Annotated in this window: 13 protein-coding genes; 4 read left to right on the forward strand and 9 right to left on the reverse strand. The window is 54.1% G+C overall.

What is annotated here, in order from left to right:
• Positions 1 to 10 precede the first annotated feature (10 nt).
• The 3 genes from OU789_RS05400 to lptF are packed head-to-tail and all read right to left on the reverse strand — an operon-like array spanning position 11 to position 4,367.
• Positions 11 to 2,152: an LPS-assembly protein LptD gene (locus tag OU789_RS05400; RefSeq protein ID WP_274653931.1), complete on the reverse strand. Its 2,142-nt coding sequence runs from the start codon at positions 2,150 to 2,152 to the stop codon at positions 11 to 13.
• Positions 2,149 to 3,246, reverse strand: coding sequence for an LPS export ABC transporter permease LptG (lptG, locus tag OU789_RS05405; RefSeq protein WP_274653933.1), 1,098 nt, complete (start codon positions 3,244 to 3,246; stop codon positions 2,149 to 2,151). Before lptG ends, OU789_RS05400 begins: the two co-directional genes overlap by 4 nt.
• Positions 3,243 to 4,367, reverse strand: a complete 1,125-nt coding sequence (gene lptF / locus OU789_RS05410) for an LPS export ABC transporter permease LptF (protein ID WP_274653935.1) — start codon at positions 4,365 to 4,367, stop codon at positions 3,243 to 3,245. The genes lptG and lptF overlap by 4 nt, the downstream gene beginning before the upstream one ends.
• 128 nt (positions 4,368 to 4,495) lie before the next feature.
• On the opposite strand from lptF, the gene OU789_RS05415 reads away from it, so the two are divergent.
• Together OU789_RS05415 and OU789_RS05420 are read left to right on the forward strand one after the other, a co-directional pair.
• Positions 4,496 to 5,962, forward strand: coding sequence for a leucyl aminopeptidase (locus tag OU789_RS05415; RefSeq protein ID WP_274653937.1), 1,467 nt, complete (start codon positions 4,496 to 4,498; stop codon positions 5,960 to 5,962).
• Positions 5,963 to 5,970: 8 nt separating this feature from the next.
• Positions 5,971 to 6,432, forward strand: coding sequence for a DNA polymerase III subunit chi (locus OU789_RS05420; protein ID WP_263953467.1), 462 nt, complete (start codon positions 5,971 to 5,973; stop codon positions 6,430 to 6,432).
• A gap of 6 nt (positions 6,433 to 6,438) precedes the next feature.
• Here OU789_RS05420 and OU789_RS05425 read toward each other — a convergent pair whose 3' ends face one another.
• Genes OU789_RS05425 through OU789_RS05435 form a run of 3 tightly spaced genes read right to left on the reverse strand, consistent with a single transcriptional unit; the run spans position 6,439 to position 9,537 of the window.
• Positions 6,439 to 7,014: a retropepsin-like aspartic protease family protein gene (locus OU789_RS05425; protein ID WP_274653940.1), complete on the reverse strand. Its 576-nt coding sequence runs from the start codon at positions 7,012 to 7,014 to the stop codon at positions 6,439 to 6,441.
• 34 nt (positions 7,015 to 7,048) lie between these two features.
• Positions 7,049 to 7,687, reverse strand: a complete 639-nt coding sequence (locus OU789_RS05430; protein ID WP_274653942.1) for a MarC family protein — start codon at positions 7,685 to 7,687, stop codon at positions 7,049 to 7,051.
• Positions 7,684 to 9,537 (reverse strand): ABC-F family ATP-binding cassette domain-containing protein, encoded by a 1,854-nt coding sequence (locus OU789_RS05435; protein WP_263953464.1) that lies wholly within the window; start codon positions 9,535 to 9,537, stop codon positions 7,684 to 7,686. Before OU789_RS05435 ends, OU789_RS05430 begins: the two co-directional genes overlap by 4 nt.
• Positions 9,538 to 9,699: 162 nt before the next feature.
• Here OU789_RS05435 and ndk point away from each other — a divergent pair, with 162 nt between their 5' ends.
• Complete coding sequence (gene ndk, locus OU789_RS05440; RefSeq protein WP_263953463.1) at positions 9,700 to 10,122, forward strand: nucleoside-diphosphate kinase; 423 nt, start codon at positions 9,700 to 9,702, stop codon at positions 10,120 to 10,122.
• A 69-nt stretch (positions 10,123 to 10,191) separates the two neighbouring features.
• Here the strand turns inward: ndk and OU789_RS05445 are convergent, their stop codons facing one another.
• Positions 10,192 to 10,536, reverse strand: a complete 345-nt coding sequence (locus tag OU789_RS05445) for a TfoX/Sxy family DNA transformation protein (RefSeq protein WP_274653944.1) — start codon at positions 10,534 to 10,536, stop codon at positions 10,192 to 10,194.
• Positions 10,537 to 10,614: 78 nt separating this feature from the next.
• Entirely contained in the window at positions 10,615 to 10,788 is a 174-nt protein-coding gene (locus OU789_RS05450) for a hypothetical protein (protein ID WP_274653946.1), read from the reverse strand.
• Positions 10,789 to 11,041: 253 nt separating this feature from the next.
• Here OU789_RS05450 and OU789_RS05455 point away from each other — a divergent pair, with 253 nt between their 5' ends.
• Positions 11,042 to 11,455, forward strand: coding sequence for a VOC family protein (locus OU789_RS05455; protein WP_274653948.1), 414 nt, complete (start codon positions 11,042 to 11,044; stop codon positions 11,453 to 11,455).
• 4 nt (positions 11,456 to 11,459) lie between these two features.
• On the opposite strand, the gene OU789_RS05460 is transcribed toward OU789_RS05455, so the two are convergent.
• Positions 11,460 to 12,347: a hydrogen peroxide-inducible genes activator gene (locus OU789_RS05460; RefSeq protein ID WP_274653950.1), complete on the reverse strand. Its 888-nt coding sequence runs from the start codon at positions 12,345 to 12,347 to the stop codon at positions 11,460 to 11,462.
• Between the last annotated feature and the right edge of the window lie 125 nt (positions 12,348 to 12,472).

Here is a 12,472-nt window from a genome sequence, read left to right on the forward strand (position 1 = left end):
AGCATATTCGTTACACACGGCAGCGTTTGCTGCGGATTTTGCGACTACTGTTATTGTCTCCAAAGCCAAGAAGCGCAAGAGAGAAGCCAAATCGTGTTGTGGGGTCAACTTCATCATTGAAGGTGAAGCGTCGAGATATTGAAAGATCGACCTCGATACACTCGTTGGTGTAGGTCAAGCTAAGTCCGGCCCGCGCTGGAGATTGGGCTTCGAAGTCATACCGCCACTCAGTCACAGCTTTCCAGTTATCATTCACCCTGTAATCGGCAAGGAAGTTCCATTCAGAAACATTCGTATCGCGGTCGATCGCGGGCTCCGGACGCAGCCAGATATAGCCTGTGGCAAGGCGAAGCGGACCTTTGTCGTATTCGATGAGAGTTTCACTTTGCGTAAAGCGAAAGCCGTCATTGATCAGATTTCGTGACGAGAATGAAAGGTCATTTGGAAGGCTGAGTTCGAGTGCTGCAAGCCAGTCAGAACGAATACCGTCAAGTCCGGAACCTTCGTTGAAAAGGCCGGTGTCTTCCTGCCAAAGCACACGTCCAACCGTCGCTCCAAAGTTCCAACCACTAGCGGTAATTTGCCGATACTTCAGGCCAATGTTTGCCCGGAGGCCGGTTTCGCGACGGTCCACACCGGGGAATCGGGAAAGGGAGAAGAGATTTGCTTCGTCCAGTTGGGCTTCGGTGCTGTCTTCGTTCGGCGGCTCTTCACCGGAAGACGCGGTATAGAGCAGTTGCGCGACCGGTTCGAGCAGGTGGCTCGTACCGCGTGACGTGAACTTCTGCATTGGCAACCGAAACTCGCCGCCTATTGTTGCGTTTGATCGGGAAAGGTTCGGCGGGTAGTTGCTGTCATTGTTGATGCCGTAAAAGTCAAAGGAGGCGTCTGCAACAGCGGTTCCCAATATCCCGCCAAACAACACATCACTGCGTTGCCAATTGCCTTCAAACGATGTGCGTGCAACGTCTCGCCCGACAACGTTCGCATTAGATTTGCGTTCGTGGGCGTGCAGCGTGAATTTAGCATAGGCTTGCCCGCCAACCCCGCTCGGCGCGAAGCGGCGTTCATAAATGGCATCTGCGGATAGGTTGGGTTGTGTGTCGTTGTCGACGGAATCTCGGAGTGAATAGGTGTCGACGATTGTTCCTTCGACATAGTTGTTACGCTTCACGCGACTTAACTTCGCGTCATTCACGAGAATATCGCGGTTAGAAAAATCATAAGACAATAGATAGGCGCGATCAGAAACCAGCTGGATACCGAGCGCCAGCTTATAGTCATTCGGAAGTTTGAAATCACCATCTGCAAACAAATACGCCCGCGTTTCTCCAGGGCGTAGGGTATCTCTAGAAACGGCTCCCTCTGCGGTAATAAACCCATCTCTCAGCGCCTGACGATAGCGGACTGCCAAGGTCGTGGTTTCTGTTGCGATGATCGGTGTGAGCGTCACGTCGCGACTGTCGCCAAGGGTGATGAAGTAGGGGGTAGCAATACCAATTCCGAGGTTTGAGTCCGAAATCGCACGAGGGACGAGGAAGCCGTTGTAGCGCTCTACCGAAGGATCAGGCATCCGAAGGTTCGGGATATAGGCGAGGGGAACCCCCATGAAACGGAATTGCGCGCGCTCGAAATATATCTGTTTTTCGATATTGTCGTGCGTTACGCGGTCCGCGCGGATTTCCCAAAGCGGCGTCGGGTTCCCCAAGCAAGTCTGGCAAGACGACGCAACGGACTTATAGAGTTGGGTATAACGACCGTTTACACGCTGGATCTGCTCGGAGGCAATTTGAACACGTGAGTTCAATACCAATCGAGCACCGGTCAGAATTCCGTTTTCAAAAGCGGAATCAAGTTCGCCTGCTTCTGCAAGAATCCGGATGTTGGTGCCGTCAGATAGCCGGATCGGGCCGGTTATCGAAAGTTTATCGGATTTGGGGGAATAGGTAATCTTGTCGGCTGTTAATTTACGACCTTGGAAAACGACTTCGATATTGCCATCGGCAACCAGAGAGCCATCTTCGTCCACAGTAAGTGAATCAGCAACAAGCGACGCCGCTGCATCGTTGCTGCCTGACGCACCCGAACTTTGGGCAAGCGCAGCAGCCCCCCATACAAAGAGTGCCGCGAAAATTGTCGCAAACTTGGTCATCCATCCTCCATGTGCAACAAGATGGCGACCGCGATGCTGATCGCGACGACTGGTGGGCTCCAAGTTGCAAGCAATACCGGCACCTGACCGTTCTCTCCGAATATCTGAACGAAATCACGGATAAAAAACAGGCTGAACCCAAGCAGAATTGAAAATAGAACCATGGTTCCTGTTCGACCAAAACGCGTATGCCGCATTGTGAAACCGGCACCGATCAAGACCATAGCCACAAACATAATCGGCATGGCAAGTTCACGATTCAGCCAGACGCGGTGCTTTAGCGCAGAAAACCCTGCGCGCTCCAGCGTGTCGATGAAGGCTGGAAGCTCCCAGATCGAAATTGCATTCGGAGTGCCAAAACTATCGCGGATTTGGTCTCGTGTTAGGTCGGTTGGCAAATCCATCCGTTCCAACAATTCCGCGTCGCGTTCTGGGTTGTTGGTGTCTTGTAGGGGCCATTTCTTAATGCCGTAAAGCTCCCAGTAACCGTCCATCAACTTGGCATGAGCCGCTTCGATCCGAACAACAGGGTCGCCGTCGTCGTCAAAATTGATGAAAGTAGTATTCCAGAGCTCTGTTCCGTCAAGATTGGCTTCCGAGGCTCTCACTACGGATTGTTGAGTTTCCGAGACCTGCCGAAGCCACAAGCCCTCTGAACTTACGGACATTGTATTTTGCTGCGTCTGGCGATGCGATTGCGCGACCTTTTCGTACTGCTGCTTTGTTGCCGCAACTATTGGGTTATAGGCCGCAACGCTCACAACGCCGATCAAAAGCGCGACGACCACCGGAGAGGCAAGGCTTCGGATTGCGGAGCGACCGGATGCGCGGATGACCACAAGTTCGCTGCTGCGTGCCAACCCGAGGAAAAGCGCAAGGGTCGCAAGGATCATCACCAGCGGCAGAATGGCATACATTGCCTCTGGAGTTTTCAGGAGTGCGAGATGCAATATTTCGGCGATCGAAACGCCTGTCCCGGAGAACTGGCGTACCTGTTCAACAATATCAAGTAGGAACGCAATGCCATAGAAACCGGCAAATACACCCAGAAATATCTTTAAGAATTTACGCCCGATATAAAGATAAAGCGTCATGCCATTCGCCTTTTCACGCGCTTTACCACATTCGGGTTGGCCGCGATCCACAAATTCAAGAACGCCAGTAAAAGCCCGACAATGACGGTAAGATAAGCCGCCGGCCAATGCCCTGTGGATTGCTGGGCCAAGTCAACTGTCGCTGTCTCGACAACTTTGGTGATGATCAAAAGCGTGATCGCAAGAATAATCTGCGGCCAAAGCCCGAAGCGGCTGTAGTTACCAAGTAGGAGACAGGAGAAGGCCAACAGCACTGTCGAAATCGCTGAGAGCGGCTGAACAATCCTCTGGTGCCCTTGGTATAGCATGCGCGTTGCTTTGCTTCTGGTTTCCTTCTCAAGCTTGGGTGTTGGGTTCAAAAGCTCAAGCGTAGAGAGTTCTTGTATGCGGCGCGTGGAGCGGCGTGGTGAACCAGTAAGATCGGAGATATCAAACACCAGATCGTCAAACCGCGTGGTAAACAGGCGTTGGGCTTCGGCGCGCAAGCTCTGGGCTATCCCATCAAACATAAGAAGTTTTGGCCCTTCATCGTCGTCGACTATCAAGGCTCGTTTAGCCGAATAGGATGTGCGGACTCCAGGCGAACGAGCGTCTGACAAGAACACATCCGAAAGCGCGCCCTCCGGTGAGATATTGCGGATATAAAGCGTTACGCCCTTGGTTGGATGCAGAAAGGTGCCATCAACAAGGATTTTCGCCGTCACGTTTTGCGCCATATCTGCGCGGCGATCATCAAGTTTTCCATGGGCAATCGGAACGAGAAAATTGGCGAGAACGCCCATCATCAATGCGACGATAGCGCCAAAAACAAAAACGGGCCGCGCCATGCGATAGGGGCTATAGCCCGAAGATTGCACCACGACCAACTCGCTTTCCGAACTTAGACGGTTGATCGCATAGAGCGTTCCGACAAATGCCGAGAACGGCAAGACCAGAAGAATCACGCGCGGCAGGGTAAGAGCGGTAAATTCGAGGAACACGCCCGCGGAGGAACCGCTCGCGATAAGTTGGTCAAACAGCGATACAGCGCGGTTTACCCAGTATACAAGGACGAGTACCAACGAGAAAAACCCAAAAAACACAAGCAGTTGGGTCAGAACATATCTGTCGAATCTCGCCACACGCGCTCCAATGGACAAATCAATAATCCAACGAAAGGTATCGGATTCTTATCGGCGGGAAAACTGCTATCTGGTGTTGGTCGGTACAAGAAGCTACCAATGAGCAACAACTGCATCAGGAGTAATATATGACAACGCCCGTTTCCCTCTTTTTTGACGAAACCAATCTTGATGAAATCGCCGAATTTCCGGGGCGTGTTGTCGTTTTTCTGGAACCACAAGGGCGGATGGATCGCTCGGTTCGCAGACTCAACCGCCTGACCAAAGGGGCGCTGGGCCGTCTGCAGGAAAGCGAGCGTTTCGAAAAGCTCAAAGAGGGCGAGGGGCACGAGATGTCTTTCCCGACGGGTCTAAAAGCCGAGGCGGTGCACGTCATTCGCCTTCCACGTCGCCCAAGTGTGGATGCCGCTCGTAAAGCAGGCGCCTTAATCGGTAAATCGCTTGGTGAAGCGGGCGCGCTCGTCTGTGCGGGCAATATTGGCAAGGCCGCAGAGATTTCGCTGGGCATTGCGCTGCGTGCCTATACCTTCGATGCGCATAAAACTGGCGACGGTAAAGATCTGGGAGAGGTACGGTTCCATGTGGCTAAGCCCGAAGAAGTGGCCGCGAAAGCAGCACCGATGGCGGCTGTTGCGGAAGGTGTGTTCTTCACCCGTGATTTGGTGAACGAACCCTCCAACGTACTTACGACGGATGATTTTGCCGCTCGTCTTGCAGCGATGCAGGAACTCGGCCTTGAGGTTGAAATCCTTGAGGAAGCAGAGCTTGAGAAACTTGGCATGGGCGCGCTTCTTGCTGTTGGTCAAGGCAGCGAAAGCCCCTCCAAGGTTGTGGTCATGAAATGGAATGGCGGTGGTGATGAAGCCCCACTCGCACTTGTCGGCAAGGGTGTTGTCTTTGACACGGGCGGTATTTCGATCAAGCCCTCCGCCGGCATGGAAGATATGACCATGGACATGGGCGGCGCGGGCGTTGTCTCGGGTGTTATGCGCACGCTTGCCTTGCGCAAAGCAAAGGCAAATGTTGTTGGCCTCGTTGGTATTGTCGAGAATATGCCGGACGGCAAAGCGATGCGTCCGGGGGATATCATCACCTCTATGAAGGGCGATACGATTGAAGTCCTCAATACCGATGCCGAGGGGCGGCTCGTGCTGTGCGATGTGCTCTGGTATGCGCAGGAAACATTTAAACCTTCCGCGATCGTTGATCTTGCGACGCTCACTGGCGCGATCATCATCGGGCTTGGTCATGACAACGCGGGTGTGTTCTCCAACGACGATAAATTCTGCGATAATTTCCTGAAGGCTGCCAAGCTCGAAGGTGAGGGCGCTTGGCGGATGCCGCTTGGGTCGAGCTATGACAAACTCCTGAAATCGCGTAAGGCAGATATGAAAAATATCGGCGGACGTGCGGCGGGATCGATCACGGCGGCGCAATTCCTGCAACGGTTCATCAAGGACGAAACGCCCTGGATTCACCTCGATATTGCCGGTGTTGCTCAGGTGTCTGGTGAGTCTGCCTTTGCGCCAGCGGGCGCAACGGGCTGGGGCGTTATGGCGCTTGACCGTATGGTCCGCGATAGCTTCGAGACATAGGCGCGACGATGGGCGAGGTTTATTTCTACCACGTCACACAGAAACCTTTGGTTTCAACGCTTTACACTCTGCTTGAAAAATCGCTTCAAGCGGGGTGGCGCGTTGCTGTGCGTGGTCAAGACCCGCAATACCTTTCCCATCTCGATACGGCGCTCTGGAGCGAGCGGAACGACGGATTTCTGCCCCACGGAGTCGTGGGCGGTGATCATGATGCCGATCAGCCGATACTCCTGACGTTTAAAGCAGAGAGCGAAAACGGTGCCACCAGTGTCATTGCTGTTGATGGCGCCGAAGTAACCAAGCAAGACGCCGAAGCGATGCAGCGGGTTAGTATCCTGTTTGATGGCAACAAGCCTGAAGATGTGGACCGCGCGCGCGCCCAGTGGAAATCCCTGACGGGCGAGGGGGTTAAGGCTGTTTATTGGTCCGAAGAAACGGGCTCTTGGGCGAAAAAGGCCGAGAGCAAATAATCGCAACTAGGGCGACAGGATCATGCGGTTTCCTGCGATCTCAATCCGCGAAAACCCTTCAAGATATTCCATTCCCAGAAGCGAAATCGAAAGCGCGCCTTCGTTGACAAATGCGCGGATATCACGGGCATCGTGGGTTTCGAGTTGGACACTGTCAAGGCGGATGCGTGCGGTTTTGACGGAACCATTTGCGGTTTGAGCGCTGCCTAGGAAATGCAAATCCTCGCGCGCAAATCCGAGCTTCTCTGCATCTTGAAGTGTGAGCACAATATCTGTCGCGCCCGTGTCCACGAGAAAGTCTATAGGCATGCCATTTACTTCGGCAGTGGCATAGAAATGCCCGTCTGACTGCCGCGTAAGGGTAACCGTCTCGCCATCAGTTGAGATTTGGGTTTTGTGGTCGTCACGGATCTCTTGAAACAGTCCGATACCCGCCACCACGCCAACGAATATCAGCAGCCAGACAATAGCTTGCTGCATGGTTTTGCTCATGCTCTGGCGGTTTCCCGCGATGAACCAGCTCAGCACGGCTCCCCCGAGAATTATTAGGTAAATCAGGCGTGGAAGATCATCGCTGGACATAGGGCGCTCCAGTCATGTGGTCATAAAACCGTTTCTAGAAAACACTGTGGGTGTAGTTGGTAAACCCGTCGAGGATAAACTGAATAGCCAATGCAGCCAGCAACATCCCGAGCAAGCGGCTGAGAACATTGATGCCAGTTGGGCCAAGCGCGCGTTCAATCGGTACAGATGCCAGAAACATCAGCATGGCACAGAGGATGACCGAGATCATTACCGCATGAACGGCAATAACGCCCATGGCTGTCTCTGCTTGCCCCACCAAAAGGATCATCGTCGCGATCGATCCCGGACCAGCGAGCAACGGGGTCGCCAATGGGAAAATCGAGGGGTCATCATCATCTTCGTCGGCCGTGGCCTCAGCGGCTTGATCGCCGCGCCGTTTGGCGCGCTTGTCAAACAGCATTTCGAGAGCCGTTAGGAATAAAAGGACACCCCCCGCAATGCGGAACGCAGGCATGGAAATGCCGACGAATCCAAGCACGGCTTCGCCAAATAGCCCGAACAGCGTCAGAATTCCGACAGAAGTTACGCAAGCGCGGATCGCAATTTTGCGGCGTTTCTCAACGCGCATGCCACGGGTCATTGTCATGTAGAGCGGTGCGAGCCCGATAGGGTCGATCACCACAAACAGCATGACAAATGCCGTGATTAGAGAACTAATTTCGAGGCTCAACTCTCTGCCTTCTCCAGTTTTTCCAGCGCGCGCATCCACATGGATTCGGCGCGGTCCATCGCGTCACGTACTTCGCCGTATTTCTTTTGCCAGACCTCGGCTTCTCCGGCTTTGCCATCTTCGTAAAGCTCGGGGTCCGCGAGTTTCTTGGCAAGACGGTCGCTCATGTCGTTGAGCTTTGCAACCCGTTCTTCGCAAGTGCGCACCTCAGCGCGCAGCGCCTTGAGTTGGTCACCCGTAGCGCGTTTGGGTTTGTTGGCCGCCTTGGCCGCACGGGCCTTTTTCGGTGTGTCGCTTGTTAAAAGCAGCTTGCGATAGGATTCCAAGTCCTCGTCATAGGGGCGTACCGTGCCGTCTTTGACGAGCCATAGACGGTCCGCGACCATCGAAAGAAGGTGCATATCGTGCGACACAAGGATGACCGCGCCTGAATATTCGGTCAGTGCCTCAACCAGCGCCTCGCGGCTCTCGATATCGAGGTGGTTTGTTGGCTCGTCGAGGATCAGGAGATGCGGCGCATCAATCGTGGCGAGAAGAAGCGAGAGCCGCGCCTTTTGCCCACCAGAAAGCCGCCCAACAAGCGTATCGGCCTGATCAGCACCAAGCCCGAAACCGGCCAGCCGCGCACGGTGGCGCGCCGGAAGTTCAGATGGGCGTACGCGGCGCAGGTGGTCGATCGGCGTTTCGTCGATATGCAGTTCATCCACCTGATGCTGCGCAAAATAGCCGATGCGGAGTTTGTTGTGCCGCGTTACACGTCCACCCATGGCCGGAAGCCGCTCGGACAGCAGCTTTGACAGCGTTGATTTGCCTTCACCGTTTTTGCCCAGCAGCGCAATGCGGTCATCCTGATCAATCCGCAGGTCCATATTCTTGAGGATAACTGTATCGCCATACCCAACGCTTGCGGATTCAAGATTGATGATCGGTGGTGAAAGCTCCTCAGGGGCAGGAAAGGAAAATCGCTTGAGCGCGGATTCCTGCGGCGTGCTGATCGGCTTCATTTTGGCAAGCATCTTCACACGGCTTTGCGCCTGAACGGCTTTGGACGCCTTTGCTTTGAAGCGGTCAACAAAGCTCTGAAGATGCGCGCGGCGGGCTTCTTGCTTCTTGGCTTCGGCGGCGGCAACGGCAAGCTTTGCGGCGCGTTGCTCGGCGAATTTGTCGTAGGGTACCTGATAATAGGTGAGCTTCTTGTCTTCGAGATGCAGGATCGAGCCAACCGCCCGATTGAGCAGCCCGCGGTCGTGCGAGACAATCAATACTGTATGCGGATACTTCTGAAGATAGCTTTCAAGCCAGAGCGCGCCTTCGAGGTCGAGGTAGTTGGTCGGTTCGTCGAGCAGGAGTAAATCTGGCTTGGAAAAGAGAACCGCCGCCAGAGCAACCCGCATCCGCCAACCGCCGGAGAAATCAGAGCAGGGGCGAAGCTGCGCCTCGGCATCAAAACCAAGTCCCTTGAGAATCTGAGCCGCGCGCGCCTCAGCACTCCATGCATCGATGTCGGAAAGGCGAGTCTGAATTTCGGCAATGCGGTTGGGCTCGGTTGCCGTTTCGGCCTCGGCCATAAGGCTCGCGCGCTCGGTGTCTGCGGCCAATACGGTATTGATCAGCGAGACTTCGTTTGAGGGCACTTCCTGAGAAACGCCACCCATACGCGCGCCTTTGGGAATGGAGATCTCGCCGCCCTCAAGCGCCAATTCCCCCCAAATGAGCCGAAACAGTGTGGTTTTTCCGGTGCCGTTGCGGCCAACAATCCCGACCTTATGCCCATTCGGAATCGTGACCGAAGCGTTTTGCAAAAGCGGGCGGCCATCGACCGAATAGGAGATATCAGAAATTTTCAACATGGGCGGGGTTTGCCCCATTGCGGCGGCGCGGTCAATCGCCGCTTTTCAAGCGCGCAAACCCGTGTTAGCAGGGCGGCGATATTTTTTGCCGTGGTCGCTGATGGTGGGCGCGGCGCTGTGTAACCGCCCAATCTTTGCGGGCATCAATCGAAAGACATCAAAATGGCTATCCAACGCACATTCTCGATCATCAAACCAGACGCAACAAAGCGTAACCTCACTGGTCAAATCATCGCCAAGTTCGAAGAAGCCGGCCTGCGCATCGTTGCAAGCAAGCGCATCCAGCTGACACTTGCACAAGCACAGCAGTTTTATGGCGTACACAAAGAGCGCCCCTTCTTTGACGAACTCTGTGAATTCATGATCTCCGAGCCAATCGTTGTTCAGGTTCTTGAGGGTGAAGACGCTATCGCGAAAAACCGCGAAGTTATGGGCGCAACAAACCCAGCAGAAGCCGCTGAAGGCACAATCCGCAAGGAATTCGCTCTGTCCATCGGCGAAAACTCGGTTCACGGTTCCGACGCTCCAGAAACAGCCGCAGAAGAAATCGCATTCTTCTTCTCCGGTCTCGAGCTGGTTGGCTAAGCCATACGGCAGAACTTACGGAAAGGCCCGCGCCAATTGGTGCGGGCTTTTTTGTGCGCGATCGCCGGTTTAGTCAGGCGCGCGCACGCCAATTTCGTTAAGGATTTTCTCAATTCCGGCAAGAGGCGCAGGAGCTGTCTCGGCTTTGATCTTGTCAAACCGCTTGCGCAGGTCATCTTTTTCTTTGCCTTTGCAGTCATTCCATGTGCGTCCCATCAACCCCATGACCAGCGCGTAATAGCCGATGAAATGCGGGCGCGTGCCGGACTTGATTAGCAATCGATATGCCTCATCGGGGCCAAGCTCGCGAAGCTGTTCTGCTGAATGGATACCGGCGCGGGCAAATGACGCATTCGAGGCTTCGCCCAAATTGCGGATAGAGGAAACCGGTTCGGATTTGGTTTGGTCAGACATGTACTCACAATCGGTGAATTCGATGAACAAACCTAGCGCAGGCCGCGAAACCTGAAAAGCCTACTCGGAAAGTAATACCTAAATACTGGCCCAATCCGTGATGCTCTGGGAGTTGTCTCCCTCGTCGCTATCTGCATCAGCGCGAATGTCTTGATGATACTCGGAAGGGGGAGTGGAAGCAGATGCGTCGTTTGACGCGGTTGTATCCGGTGGTTCGTTGTCGCTGTTGTTGCGCTCGCTCTCTGGGGCCATGACGCATACTCCTGCATGGTTACTCGTTAATCATCCCCACGCAGGAAGTGTTGCAAAGGATCGCGAAATCTCAAAGGCCGAATTGTGGGTTTTTCGTGCCGTTTCGTGCAAATTTTCGTGAAAATCACGCATTGTTTCGGTGTGTTACGGAGAGTTGTTGATGTGTGACAGCCTAAGTGCACGCTAATTTGGCTTTTACCTTCTGCGCTGCCGTGATTGGGTGTGCGTGTATCCGAACAAAAAGGAACCCTCCATGCTGACGCCATTCCACCTTGCCTATAACGTCCGAGATTTGGACGAGACCCGCACCTTTTATGGCGATGTTCTGGGCTGCAAAGAAGGGAGATCAACCGACACTTGGGTCGATTTTTCGTTTTTCGGTCACCAGATTTCCATGCATCTTGGCGAGCCGTTCAAAACAGCGCCAACGGGTAAGGTTGGAGATCATATGGTCCAGATGCCGCATCTTGGCGTGGTTCTTCAAATGGACGACTGGAAGGCGATGGCAGAGCGCCTTAAGGCAAACGACGTTGAGTTCGTGATCGAGCCAGTTCTTCGGTTTGAAGGGCAAGAGGGCGAGCAGGCGACCATGTTCTTCTGTGATCCGTCCGGCAATCCGATCGAGATCAAAGGGTTTACAGATCTGGACAAAGTTTTCGCGAGCTAGGCGTTCATTCCATTTCTTGCTCAATTGTCGTGGCGATGGTTTCAAGCTGTGGAGCGAGCGGGTTCGTATGTCGCCAGACCATTCCAATCGTGCGTTTTGGGGCAGGGGATGCAAGGCGAGAGATCGAAACAGGCGAGGCAGCACCATCAATTGAAACAGCCATTTCGGGAATGAGCGTAACGCCAATCCCCGCGCCGACCATTTGCACCAGCGTAGAGAGAGAGCTGCCTTCCATGATGTCCCGCGCTTTGGTGGGCGCAAGGCCGCAAAAACTTAAAGCCTGATCGCGGAAGCAATGCCCTTCTTCCAGCAGGAGTAATCTCATTTCCCGAAGTTGCGAAACATCGGGCACGGGGGATCCTTCTTCGTTTGCAGGGCGCACCAAGACGAACTCTTCTTCGAACAATGCGCGCTCATGGAGTGTGGGCTCTGAAATCGGCAAGGCAACGATCGCTACATCGAGGCGCCCTTGGTTGAGGTCGTCGATCAGCGAACCTGTCATTGCCTCGCGCAATTGCGGTTCGAGGTCCGGGAAACGGCGCGTTAGATGCGCAATGAACCGTGGGAGATAGTATGGCGCGACCGTTGGAATAACTCCAATACGAATGCGACCGTGAAAGGGCCGCCGCGCCGTACGGGCCGATGCTTCGAGCGCTTCGACCTCTTGCAAGATTGCGCGGGCGCGGGCGGCAATGTCTTCGCCAAAAGGGGTGAGGCGGATATTTTTGGAAGAGCGTTCAACCAACGAAACACCAAGCTGTGCCTCAAGCTCCTTGATTTGGATCGAGAGCGCGGGTTGAGATATATTACAGACTTCAGCGGCATGCCCGAAATGTAGATGGCGGGCCAATGCTTCGAAATAGAACAGCTGTTTCATCGAGATTCTTGTCATAAGTTTTTTTAATCATGCGAATAGGTATTTGCAATTTTTTTAAATTGGTTGCTGCTGCTAGTTTAGCGCCAAATCAAAACGCCCGCAGTGCCCCGATACGGGGAATCGACGGCCAGCAAAGAGGA

It is taken from the genome of Halocynthiibacter sp. C4, assembly GCF_028823805.1.
GTDB classification, from domain to species: domain Bacteria; phylum Pseudomonadota; class Alphaproteobacteria; order Rhodobacterales; family Rhodobacteraceae; genus Falsihalocynthiibacter; species Falsihalocynthiibacter halioticoli.

Bases quoted from the DNA above. Each gene is read 5' to 3' on its own strand.
- OU789_RS05400 (WP_274653931.1), bottom strand. From the start codon at position 2,152: ATGACCAAGTTTGCGACAATTTTCGCGGCACTCTTTGTATGGGGGGCT.
- lptG (WP_274653933.1), bottom strand. From the start codon at position 3,246: ATGACGCTTTATCTTTATATCGGGCGTAAATTCTTAAAGATATTTCTG.
- OU789_RS05415 (WP_274653937.1), top strand. From the start codon at position 4,496: ATGACAACGCCCGTTTCCCTCTTTTTTGACGAAACCAATCTTGATGAA.
- OU789_RS05420 (WP_263953467.1), top strand. From the start codon at position 5,971: ATGGGCGAGGTTTATTTCTACCACGTCACACAGAAACCTTTGGTTTCA.
- OU789_RS05425 (WP_274653940.1), bottom strand. From the start codon at position 7,014: ATGTCCAGCGATGATCTTCCACGCCTGATTTACCTAATAATTCTCGGG.
- OU789_RS05435 (WP_263953464.1), bottom strand. From the start codon at position 9,537: ATGTTGAAAATTTCTGATATCTCCTATTCGGTCGATGGCCGCCCGCTT.
- ndk (WP_263953463.1), top strand. From the start codon at position 9,700: ATGGCTATCCAACGCACATTCTCGATCATCAAACCAGACGCAACAAAG.
- OU789_RS05445 (WP_274653944.1), bottom strand. From the start codon at position 10,536: ATGTCTGACCAAACCAAATCCGAACCGGTTTCCTCTATCCGCAATTTG.
- OU789_RS05450 (WP_274653946.1), bottom strand. From the start codon at position 10,788: ATGGCCCCAGAGAGCGAGCGCAACAACAGCGACAACGAACCACCGGAT.
- OU789_RS05455 (WP_274653948.1), top strand. From the start codon at position 11,042: ATGCTGACGCCATTCCACCTTGCCTATAACGTCCGAGATTTGGACGAG.
- OU789_RS05460 (WP_274653950.1), bottom strand. From the start codon at position 12,347: ATGACAAGAATCTCGATGAAACAGCTGTTCTATTTCGAAGCATTGGCC.